The sequence below is a fragment of the Flavobacterium sp. DG2-3 genome (assembly GCF_030730925.1).
Taxonomy (GTDB): domain Bacteria; phylum Bacteroidota; class Bacteroidia; order Flavobacteriales; family Flavobacteriaceae; genus Flavobacterium.
Genome location: NZ_JAVAMB010000018.1, coordinates 16,098 through 27,957, shown reverse-complemented (window position 1 = coordinate 27,957; position 11,860 = coordinate 16,098). Strand labels below are relative to the sequence as shown.

Below are 11,860 nucleotides of genomic sequence, written 5' to 3'. Positions count from 1 at the left end.
ATGAAAATATTACATTCAGAACTTTTAATTGCCAAACATTTAAGGCATTCTGTTTTTAAAAACTCCGCTGTTTTTATCATCACGATTTTTATAGGCATTTTGCTTTTATACGCCACATTTTCGGGTTGGGAAAACTACAAAAGCCAAAACGAAACGAGCGAAAAATACCAGCACGAATCGAGAGAAGACTGGTTGAAAAATCCAGATAAGAATCCGCATAGAATGGCGCATTACGGGAATTTTGCTTTCAGAAAAAGCACGCCTTTAAGTGTTTTTGAATTCGGAATGGAACCTTTTTTTGGAAATGCCATTTTTCTGGAAGCGCACAAGCAAAATACAGCCAATTTTTCTGAAGCTGGCTTTTCTAACAGCATGCTCCGATTTGGTGAAATCAGCATAGCTTTGGTATTGCAGATTTTACTACCCTTGCTAATCTTTTTTCTAGGTTTTAATTCGATTGCTTACGAACGCGAAAATGGTACTTTAAAAATACTTTTAATGCAGGGAATCAACTGGAAACAGCTTTTAATTGGAAAAACATTAGGAATTGCAAGTATTATTGTGATGCTTTTTGTTCCTGCTATCGTTATTTTAATATTCGTTTGGCTACTGCTTCAAGACTTTTCTATCACGGTAGATCAAACCTTTAAAATGCTTTTATTTGTCCTTTTTCATTTGGTTTATCTCCTATTTTTCTGTGTTATTGCCGTTTTAGTTTCCGCGATTAGCAAAACTTCCAAAAAAGCACTTATCACGCTTATTGGCATCTGGCTTCTTTTTACGATTATTCTTCCAAGAACCACACAAGCCATTGGAGCTTATATTTATCAAGCGCCTTCAAAAATCCAGTTTACTAGCGATATTGAGAAAGATATTTTAAAACAAGGCGATAGTCATAATCCGAATGATCCGCATTATAAAGCGATAAAAGATTCGCTTCTAAGCGTTTATAAAGTCGATTCTGTACAGAAACTTCCATTCAATTATTCTGGTTTTATTATGACCGAAGGCGAAAAAATAAGTTCTAGAATTTACAATGAACATTTAGCCGAATTGCTTCAGATTTACAAAAAACAGAATAGTTTTTCTAAAACGGTTTCTTTTTTGAATCCTTACATCGCAATGAAAAATCTATCTATGGGACTTTCGAATACTGATTATGAATCTTATGTTGATTTTCAGCAGCAAGCGGAAGATTATCGTTATATGATGGCTCAGAAAATGAATGCTTTGCAAATCAAATACATCAGCAATAAAAAGCCTTCAGCAACAGACAAACCGTATTCTATCAGTAAGGAACATTGGGCAGACGTTGAGGATTTTCATTATGAACCTAAAAAAATTGGAACAGTTCTGGAAAACGAAATCATTTCGATCATCTCTATTTTTTTATGGATTACACTTCTTTTCATTTTAATTCGAATTGCAGCACAAAAACTTAAAGCCATTTAATATGTTATCATTAATATTCAAAAATTTCATTCGATCAAAAGGCACTAAGATTGGTTTGCTTTTCTTACTCTTCATTGGTTTTATCAGCTTATTAATCGGAAAACAGTTTCAGGATAAACAGCTCCAGACTATCGAACAGGCATCGGTTTATCAGAAAGAACATATTGCCCGAAATGCGGCATTTCATAAAGACGAAATCGGACTTTTGTTGTATTACATCAAATTTTCGCTAGTCAATATAACATTGCCTATAAACAGTTTAGCCATTGGACAGCGCGATGTTAATCCATCCATTCAAAATGTAACGATTCGCGGTTTAGAAGGCCAGAAATATGATTCTGAGCTTAATAATCCGAATAATCTTTTGGCTGGAAATATTGATTTTAGTTTTGTTCTTATTTATCTTTTTCCACTTTTGATTATTGCTTTCTCTTACAATCTTATTTCTGAGGAAAAAGAAAGCGGCACTTGGAAAATTGTAGCAACGCAAAGCCAGAATACTTTTTTCTATATCTTAAAACTATTCTATGTCAGGATTTTAAGTCTTATCGCACTACTTAGTATTTTGCTTTTTATAGCGGTTTTATTCTTAAATATTCCATTCGATACCTCTTTGTTTATCTTTTACGGACTTGCCATTTTGTATATTCTATTCTGGTTTGCCGTTTGTTTCTTTATTGTTTCTCTGCAAAAGCATTCCAATTTTAATGCGGTCATTTTGCTAACGATATGGCTGTTTCTAATTATTATTGTTCCTGCTGGAATTAATGCTTATATCGTTACGAAATATAAAGTTCCAGAAGCTTTGGAACTGACTTTGAAACAGCGAAATGCGTATCATGAAAAATGGGATACGGACAAAAATGAGACAATGGAGAAGTTTTACAAACATTATCCGCAGTTTAGATCGTATAAAATTCCGGCAGACAAAGAATTCACCTGGCTTTGGTATTATGCCATGCAGCAAATGGGTGACGACGAATCGGCTGTGCAATCTCGAGAACTAGAAAGCAAACTTCAACAGCGAAACCTTGCCAGTCAAAACATTGCGCAATTTATCCCAACACTGCACACACAATTGCAACTGAACGAAATTGCTCATGCCGATTTAGGAAATCAGCTTTTATTTTTGAAAGAAACTTCTAAATTTCACGAAAAACTGAGATTGTATTTCTATCCAAAAATATTTGACAATGCAGCTGTAGAAAAGGAAAATTGGGGGAAATTTAAAGTGGAAACTTTTAGCGACAGCACAAAAATAAGTTTTGCAAAAGCGTTTCTTCCATTAATGATATTCAATCTACTTTTGATTGGTTTTGGATGGTTTAATTTTAATCGTAAGACTGTTTAATTTTTTTTTTTAACCATATAAGTGATATAAGTTCATTTTAATTTGGGAGCTGTGAAAGCTTTTTAAAGAAAGTCTTACGACTGCTTAAATTATTTTTTAACCGCAAAGAGCGCAAAGATTTACGCAAGGTTCGCAAAGAAATTTCTCATTGTTTACTTTGCGATAAATTTTTGTTCTTCGCGGTTATTTTTTTACTCTTTATCTAGATTTTTTTTCACGCAGATTTAGCAGATTATGGAGATTTTTATTAAGATGAGGAGATTTACGCAGATTTTTATAACTGCAACAAAATCTGCTTAATCTCCAAAAAATTATTTACTCTGCGTTTATTTAAAAATCTTCGTAAATCTTTCAAAAGCAATAAAATACTCAAAATATTTGCGGTTATTTTTTTACTCTTTATCTAGATTTTTTTTTACGCAGATTTAGCAGATTATGGAGATTTTTATTGAGATGAGAAGATTTGCGCAGATTTTTTTAACTGCAACAAAATCTGCTTGACTCCTAAAATTTATTTGCTCTACCTTTATTTATTGAGCTTAAAAAAATAAAAAGATCCACATAATCTGGGAAAATCTGCGTAAATCTTTCAACCGTAACAAAATCCAAAAATCAGCTAAATCTGCGAGAAAAAAAATTATTCCCAAAGAAAATCACAAAACGTACCCACAAAGCTTTTTGCGAACTTTGCGTTTATTTATAGACCTAGCATATCAAAAATCCTTGCGCCCTTTGCGGTAAAAAAACATTTAAAAACACCTAAACCAAACCTTTTCTGAATAATTTTTCGAGAAACATTCAATAATTTTATTTTATTTAGAATTAATATAAATAAACTTTTATATTTGCCGCTTTCTGAGCAAAATTGAGAATTTTTTAAAATTTACTTTAATATTGCTTTTCCCTTAGTAAATTTCGTTTAATGAATAATAATGCCCGTTTCGAATCAGATCTTTTCCATTCCTTTAAGGAAGGCGACGAAACTGCATTTAAGTTTTTTTACGATAAATATTTCAGAAGAATCCAATCTTTCAGTGTCCAATTCATTTATGATCAGGACGAAGCTGAAAACCTCGCTCAAGAAGCTTTACTACACCTCTGGCAAAGTAAAGAAAATGTGGAATCTGTTAACGGAATCCAAGCTTTCTTATTTACGTATGCCAAATCAAAATGCTTGAATTTAATTCGCCACAATAAAGTAAAGGATAAATTCAAAAATGACCTCTTAAACCACAAAGAAAGAGAATTGGATATCGAAGTTTTAAATTCAATCCAGTTTGACACTTTAGAGCTAACCGAATTAGAACGTATAATTCAGGAATCTATCAGTGATTTGCCACCAAAAACCAGAGAAGTTTTTATAAAAAAACGCTTTGAGAATAAAAAAAATGCAGAAATCGCAGAAGAATTAGGCGTTTCTTTAAAAGCTGTAGAAGCCCATATGACAAAGGCTTTGAAGATTTTAAAGACGAAATTATCCGATTATTTGTTCTTAATTTTTATCCTTATTTATAATAATTAAGAATAAAGGTAGGGTATTTTAATTCTGAAGTGTACTTATAATGGCGAGAAGTTTTAAAACGCATATATGACATCGGAAATAATAACCAAATACCTTTCTAACGAAGCTTCAGAACAAGAAGTTCAGGCACTTTTTGACTGGATCGAAGCATCAGAAGAAAACAAGCAACAATTTATAAAAATGAAGAAGATTTGGGCATTAACCACTCTTACTTCTGATTTATCTATTGAAACTGTTCCAGTAATCCAGATGAAGCCAAAAAACAAAATCAGATCGTATTTACAGTACGCTGCGATTTTTCTAGTGTTTCTGGGTTTAGGAACGACTTTTTACTTATTTAACAGCAAATCTGAAACTCCAAAAGAAATTGTTCTAGAATTAGGCGACGGCCGTATGGAATATTTCTCTGGAAAAACGCAGACTACTTTGTTAAATGACAAAGGCGATTTGGTTGCCAAAAAATTTCCGACTCAAATTATTTATTTTGGTAAAGTTCAGGATGAGAAAGTAATTTACAATACACTTTCGGTTCCATACGGAAAACGTTTCAAACTTAAACTTTCAGATGGTACTGTTGTGAGTTTAAATTCGGGAACAACTTTGCGTTATCCGGAACAATTTGGTTTAAACGGAAACAGAAATGTCTACTTAACCGGTGAAGCATTTTTTGAAGTTGCCAAAGACAAAACCCATCCGTTTATCGTGCATGCGAATCAGGCCGATATTGAAGTTCTCGGGACAACTTTTAATGTGAGCGCTTATCCTGAAAACCCTACAGTTAACAGTACATTAATTGAAGGAAGTATCCGAATGTCTGAAGCTATTAATCCTTCTAACGCTATTTTGCTAGAGCCAAACCAAATGGCGACATGGCAAAATAATTCAAAAAAACTGGTTTTAAAAGAAGTCGATCCTGCCTTTTACGCTGCCTGGACAAAAGGCGAACTTGCTTTTAAAGACACCCCATTTTCTACAATCGCTAAAATTATTCAGCGTACCTACGACGTTGAGATTATCAACGAAAATTCTGATTTGGCCAGACAGAATTTTACGGGTACCATTAAAATTAGCGAATCTAGTGTCGAAAACATTTTAGACCTGCTAAAACGTGACACGCCTTTTAATTATTCTATTAAACAAAAAACAATTACAATTACGCCAATTTTCCATAACTAAATAAAACATGACTTTAATGATACCCAATAACTTAAGAAAAACTTTGTTTTTCTTAACCCTCCTTATATCCGGTTTTAAAGGTTTTTCGCAGAATAAATTAATAACCATACATGTTAAAAATAAACCAATCAGTTCTATCATAAAATCGATTGAAGAACAAAGTGATTTTAGAATTATTTATAACGCAAAAAAAGTAGATACAGAACAATTAGCCGATTTGGATGTTGATAATGCGGCTTTAGAAACTGTTTTAAAGAAGTTATTAAAAGGCACCAATATTTCGTACTATATTCAGAAAAAGCAAGTTTTGCTTACAGATGCTAGTCGTGTTGACAGATCTAATGATGCTGCTCAAGAAACGGAGCGTGTTATAAAAGGAACTGTTTACAGTGCAAAAGATAGACAGCCTCTTCCTGGCGCGACTATTCGCATAAGCGGAACTGGAATGGGCGCTATAACCGATGCTAACGGAAAGTTTGCTTATGAATTGAAAGGAAATAATATTAAAGACCAGATTCTTGAAGTTGCTTATTTAGGAATGGAATCGCAATCGCAAACAGCTGGTTATAAAAAAGATTTTGTATTTTATCTTCAGGAAGTTACAGACGAATTAAATCCAGTAATTATTACTTCTTCTTATGGAACTACAAAACTAAAAGAAGAAATTGTTGGAAGTATTTCGACATTACAAGCAAAAGACATTGCTGTTGAACAAGCTTCTGAAAGTTTTGATAAAATGATAACGGGTCAAATTGCTGGAGTTATGGTAGAAAATACTTCTGGCATTGGCGGTCCCGTAAAAATTAATATTCGCGGTCAAGGTACCTTGTCTTCTTTAAGCGGAGCAATTACTGGAACTTCATCACAACCACTTATTATTGTTGATGGTGTTGTAATGAGCGAAGAATATGCAATTGACAGCAGTTTGTTTAATGGAAGCGGCGATTTTTCTGAAAATCTAGCCAATCCTTTAATGAAAATTGCTCCAGAAAACATTGAAACCATTTCTGTTTTAAAAGATGCTGCTGCCGTAGGTATTTATGGTGCCGACGGAGCAAATGGAGTGATTTTAATTACAACTAAAAAAGGTAAAAAGGGCAAAACGCAATTTGGTTTTTCTAATCAGTTAGGGGTTTCTTCTGCTATTAATCAAATTAAATACTTAAACGGAGAACAATACACAGAATTGCGAAATGAATTCATGAAGAATACTACAAATGGTTATGTTCCTGTTGCTTACAACGGAATAAATACAGATTGGTTTAATATTCTGAACAGAGCGGGAATTTATAACAAATATAATTTCAATGTTTCGGGTTCTACTTCTAAATTCTCTTACCGCACTAACGTTAGTTACACAAAAGTTGATGAACCGCAGATTGGAAACGAGACTAAGCAATTAAATGCAGGAATTAATTTAGGATACAGCTCAGGAAAATGGGATATTAATTTAATGCTTAATCCAAGTTTTGTCCAAAAAGATGCGCCTAACATTTTTTATAATTTTGCCTACCTTCCTACTCTTGCCGTTTATAACGCAGACGGATCATATGCCGATTTAGGCTTAAGCGGTGCAACTAGAGGAAACCCGTTGGCGGCCATTGAACAAAACAAAAACGAAGCGCAGACTTTTGGCCTTTTAGGAAGTTTAAATTTATCTTATAAACTCAACGAAAACATTCGATTCTCGACGCTTTTCGGTATGGATTATACAGATAAAGATCAAGATCGCTATTTTTCTGCGGCGAATGAAAGCGGTCAGTTTAATGGAACTTTTGTTTTGGACGGAATTACGCATTCCGCTTGGGGACGCCGTCTTATAAATGAAAGAAATTCAACTAAATGGAACTGGCAAGGACAAGCTTTATTTAATAAACAACTGAATGAAAACAATGAAATTGACGGTGTTGTAGGTTTTGAATTGGCTGAAGATAAAACCGATTTCAATTATAAATCTGGTGTAGGGTTTTTAGAACCTGATCATATTAATGCTGTTACAGATGCCATAAGAGATGACAATCCGGATACGCCAAAAGATGAATCGAAAGATGGTCAGACTTATAAAAATGAAATCAGTTACAATTCTAGAGTTTCTTTATTCTCACAGGTAAATTACAATTATAAAAAACGCTATTTTTTATTGGCAAATTACCGTCGCGATCAGAGTTCTGTTTTTGGAGACGATACTGATGTAGCTCATAACGGAGGTTTAGGTGCTGGATGGATCATTAGCAATGAAAACTTTTTAGAGTCTAACTCTTGGATTGATTTCTTGAAATTAAAAGCGAGTTATGGTACAACAGGAAATTCTAAAATTGGCTCTTACAGATCAAAAGGTTTGTACAACATTAGCCAAAATGGATATAATGGTTCTATTGGGGCAACTACAGGTTCTGCACCAAATGGAAGATTAAGTTGGGAAAAAAACACAAAATTCAATGCTGGATTTGATTTTAATATTTTCAAGCGAATCGAATTGACATTAGAATATTATTATGACAATAAAAGCAATTTAATTGCTGGAAGAGATATTCCGACAGAAACGGGTTATAGTGCGGTACAATTAAATGCCGCAAGTATGTATAACAAAGGTTTTGAGCTTACTACAAGAATTAAATGGATAAAAACCGACGCTTTTAAATGGACAACAGCATTTAATATTTCGACAATAGACAGTAAAGTAACCGATTTAAAAGGTTTAGGAAGCGATTATTCTGAAGCTAATATTGCATTGGCACAAAAAGTAGGCTACAGTACTACAACATTATGGGGAATAAACTGGGTTGGTGTAGATCCTGCAACTGGAAGAGATTTGGTTCAAAAAAATGGTCAGATTTACGATGCAAAAACCTATAACGAACTCTTCACTGTTGCCGACTGGGAACCAATTGGAGATAAACAAGCCGATGCCTACGGAGGTTTTTACAACACTTTTACTTTCTACAATAATCTTACTTTATCGGTTAGAGGCGATTATCAAATTGGCGGTGACTTCTTGGCTTCAAGTGTTCTTATAGATCAATATAATGTAACAACAAACCGAAATCTTTCTGTAAATGCATATGATTATTGGAGAAATCCTGGAGACAACGTTTCACAATCAGCAGTAACACTTTCGCCAATTCTTAACAACTTAACCAAATATGTTTATGATGCTACGTACATCAGAATCAGTAACATTAATTTAAGCTATAATGTGCCACTGAAAAATACTTTTCTGGATGCTCTTTCTGTTTTTGCCGATGCTACAAATGTGGCGTATTGGTATAAAGAAAAAAGCCCAAAAGGAATGAACGGAATTCGAGAGTATAGTTATATCTATCCGCAGGCAAGAACAATTTCGCTTGGAGTAACTGCTAAATTTTAAGAAAATGAAATATTCAAAATACTTATCTATATTTTTTCTAATGCTTTCATTACAAAGCTGTAGTGACTTTTTAGAACAAGAACCTGGAACACAAACTTCTATAGACGAACTTTTACAGAATAAAACAGGAGTTTTGCAGGCACTTACTGGTCTTTACACCGAAGTAGAAGCTAATGTAAGACCAGACCGTTACGCAGCTTATGCTGATTTGCAAGGCGGTAATATAAAATTTACTCCAACTGCAACGGGAAGTCTTAGGGGACAAATTTCTCCAGCGACAAATCTTCAACAAGTTTATTCTTTTGAAGATGTGGCGCTAACGAGTGATTTCAAATCATTTTACGATAATAGTTATGATATAATAAATCAGGCGAATTTAATTTTAGAATATACTCCTGCCCTAACCGATGCTACCGACGCAGAGAAAAACCAAATAAAAGCAGAAGCTTTGGCTGTAAGGGCATATACACATTTTCTTTTATCTCTTGTTTACAGTCAAGATTATAAATATACTCCAGATGCATCACATTTAGGAATTGTTTACAGCGCAGAATCTATTAAATCTGGTATACAATATCCTGCCAGAAAAACTGCTGCCGAAACGTATTCTTTAATTATTGAGGATTTAAAAACCGCTATCGATAATTATGCAGACTCTTCACTGCTTTCTGGGGCCGATTATTCTTTCTTTAATAGAAAAAATACAAAAGCATTATTGGCTAGAGTTTATCTTCAAAAGGGAGATTGGTCTAATGCTTACGAAATGGCTAATGATGTAATTAGCAATTCTGGCGTTGTGCTAACTAGCAAAGAAACTTTAATTTCAGAATGGGAAAAACCAGATCTTCCAGTGTCTGAAATCTTACTGGAATTTTCAAATCCAAAAGATACTGAAGGAAGTGTTTCTTCATCGATGAGTCAGACTTATGGTTACACCACAGATTCAAATTTTGGAAAATATACAGCTTCAAATGATTTAGTTAATCTTTACGAAAGCACAGATTCAAGAAAGCAATTATTCTTAACAAAATCACTTTTTACATTAGTAAGTGGCGTTCAGACTTATCTTGAGTACAATTTTACCAAGAAATTCCAGAACAATGCTGGTTATGTAGCTTTCAGACTTAGCGAAATGTACTTGATTCGTGCCGAAGCAGCGCTAGAAACCAACAGAGCCGATTTGGCAATGGCAGATATCAACATCATTCGCGCGCGCGCCAATGCATCATTATTGACCAATACAGACAATCTTAAAGAAAACATCTTTTTAGAACGAAGAAAAGAATTATGCTTTGAAGGTTTCTTGTTTTTTGATATTGCTAGAATGCATAAAGATATTTCTAGAAATGACGGTTGTATCGCTACGGTTTGTAGTATGACTTATCCGTCATTAAAATACGTACTGCCAATACCAACATTCAACACTAATCTTAACCCAAACTTGCAGCAAAATGACTCGTATTAAGATATTCAGTATATTATTTACAGCCTTATTATATATTTCATGTTCTAAAGATGATTACAAATTAGGCTCAGATATTGATCCTTTTTTAAGATTTAATTTTTTAGTCAAAAGTGACAATACGCCTCTAGAATACCCTACCGTAAACGGAAATTTAGTTCCGCAGTCTACTTATGAAAACAAATCTGTCAAAACATTAAAAGTTCCTGTAGCTTTAACAGCGCGCGAATTAAAAGGAACTGTTACAGCAAATTTTAGTGCTGAAACAAATGGTGAAAGCGACAGTTTTCGTGTAAATCCTGTCAATCAACTTTCTTTTCAGGGCAGTAGATTAACCGACACTATTTTTGTATCGTTTGATAAAAGATGGACTGAAAGTCAAAATATTACATTAAAATTAGAAACCGTTTCTGATCCTGATATTCATATTGGAAACCTGAATTCTACATATCCAAACAATACTTTCACGATTGATTTAGGAACCATTGCTACTAATTACACTTTTCCGGTAACGCAATACAATATTAAAGGTGAAATAGGAGAAAAAATTGATTTTCAAGTAAATTATCCGAATGGTTTTTTCCCTGAAGAAATTGAAAATGCTTCTATTTTTAAATTCCAAAACGGATTCGAATATTCTTTAACGCATGATGATTATGGTGACAACAGAACTTCGGTAACCTATCATTTAACTCTTTTAGAGGATCTTCAAAATGATGATGTTCGATACGAGTCTAAACTAACACTTGTAAATATTCCGAACTATACTGCAACGGGAAATATCAATTTAACTATTGTAAAACCCATAAAATCTCCAAGAGATGTTCAAGCCTACCCTGCATCAAAATTTACAGATCCGACGAATGCTTTTTATCTGACTTATGGCGAACATTGGTTTAGTAATGCTAGTGGTTGTGCATGGCAGACATTTAATGCTTTAACTTTCCCGATTATTGTCTCAAAAGATAATGAAAATGCTATTCTTTACAGCGACAAAGGAACTGCTAATCCAAATGACGATGTGTACCACGATGCGTTCAAAATTGGTTTTAACGTTGCCAGCGGAACCAATACTGTCAATTCTTTTGGTTTAAAAAGGTGGTTTTCTAACGAAAGCAACTCAGCTGCTATTTCTCCTGGATTTAACATTACCTCAGCTTTAGAATTTTTCCCGGCAAACGGAAACAGCAAAACGGAAGGAACTGTTTTAGTAATTCCGCAAGATTTAACCATCGGAAAAGATAAAGACAACACTTATCAAATTGCAATCTCAGGTGAAGGAACTTATAAAGAAATCAGCAATGGTCTTTTTGAAATTTCATTCGAATTAAAATTGACAAACGACAAACTGTTTGGAGGAACGGTTTCGACACAATACAGAATGTACAACAATAGAGCGTATCCAAAACCTGCAGCTCTTAGCATTCCATGTCCTAAAGAAGTTACGCTTTAGTGGTCAGTGATCAGCTTCTAGTGGTCAGTAGCGGAACTTAAAAGAGCTTTGTCCAAGTTTTAAACTTTGACAAAGCT

7 protein-coding genes are annotated in these 11,860 nt (G+C 33.9%); all 7 read left to right on the top strand.

Annotated features, from left to right (window positions below; all coding sequences use genetic code 11):
* The 7 genes from Q9Q97_RS19265 to Q9Q97_RS19235 all read left to right on the top strand — a co-directional run bounded on the left by Q9Q97_RS19265 (position 1) and on the right by Q9Q97_RS19235 (position 11,783).
* The gene (locus tag Q9Q97_RS19265; protein ID WP_306160085.1) at positions 1–1,452 is read left to right on the top strand and encodes a DUF3526 domain-containing protein; all 1,452 of its coding nucleotides are present in this window, start codon (positions 1–3) and stop codon (positions 1,450–1,452) included.
* Position 1,453: 1 nt separating this feature from the next.
* Positions 1,454–2,803 carry a DUF3526 domain-containing protein gene (locus Q9Q97_RS19260; RefSeq protein WP_306160083.1) on the top strand — a complete coding sequence of 450 codons (1,350 nt, stop codon included), beginning with the start codon at positions 1,454–1,456 and terminating at the stop codon, positions 2,801–2,803.
* Between the two features lie 922 nt (positions 2,804–3,725).
* Positions 3,726–4,325 carry an RNA polymerase sigma-70 factor gene (locus tag Q9Q97_RS19255; protein WP_306160081.1) on the top strand — a complete coding sequence of 200 codons (600 nt, stop codon included), beginning with the start codon at positions 3,726–3,728 and terminating at the stop codon, positions 4,323–4,325.
* A 66-nt stretch (positions 4,326–4,391) separates the two neighbouring features.
* A complete protein-coding gene (locus Q9Q97_RS19250) occupies positions 4,392–5,501 on the top strand; it encodes a FecR family protein (RefSeq protein ID WP_306160079.1) in 1,110 nt (369 codons plus the stop codon).
* A gap of 16 nt (positions 5,502–5,517) precedes the next feature.
* Positions 5,518–8,868, top strand: a complete 3,351-nt coding sequence (locus Q9Q97_RS19245; protein ID WP_306160077.1) for a SusC/RagA family TonB-linked outer membrane protein — start codon at positions 5,518–5,520, stop codon at positions 8,866–8,868.
* A gap of 4 nt (positions 8,869–8,872) precedes the next feature.
* On the top strand, positions 8,873–10,333 hold the full coding sequence (locus tag Q9Q97_RS19240; protein WP_306160075.1) for a RagB/SusD family nutrient uptake outer membrane protein: 1,461 nt from the start codon (positions 8,873–8,875) through the stop codon (positions 10,331–10,333).
* On the top strand, positions 10,320–11,783 hold the full coding sequence (locus tag Q9Q97_RS19235) for a hypothetical protein (RefSeq protein WP_306160073.1): 1,464 nt from the start codon (positions 10,320–10,322) through the stop codon (positions 11,781–11,783). Before Q9Q97_RS19240 ends, Q9Q97_RS19235 begins: the two co-directional genes overlap by 14 nt.
* Positions 11,784–11,860 lie beyond the last annotated feature (77 nt).

Excerpts from the sequence above, each read along its gene's own strand:
- Q9Q97_RS19265 (WP_306160085.1), top strand. The coding sequence starts at position 1 with ATGAAAATATTACATTCAGAACTTTTAATTGCCAAACATTTAAGGCAT.
- Q9Q97_RS19260 (WP_306160083.1), top strand. The coding sequence starts at position 1,454 with ATGTTATCATTAATATTCAAAAATTTCATTCGATCAAAAGGCACTAAG.
- Q9Q97_RS19250 (WP_306160079.1), top strand. The coding sequence starts at position 4,392 with ATGACATCGGAAATAATAACCAAATACCTTTCTAACGAAGCTTCAGAA.
- Q9Q97_RS19240 (WP_306160075.1), top strand. The coding sequence starts at position 8,873 with ATGAAATATTCAAAATACTTATCTATATTTTTTCTAATGCTTTCATTA.
- Q9Q97_RS19235 (WP_306160073.1), top strand. The coding sequence starts at position 10,320 with ATGACTCGTATTAAGATATTCAGTATATTATTTACAGCCTTATTATAT.
- Q9Q97_RS19255 (WP_306160081.1), top strand. The coding sequence starts at position 3,726 with ATGAATAATAATGCCCGTTTCGAATCAGATCTTTTCCATTCCTTTAAG.
- Q9Q97_RS19245 (WP_306160077.1), top strand. The coding sequence starts at position 5,518 with ATGATACCCAATAACTTAAGAAAAACTTTGTTTTTCTTAACCCTCCTT.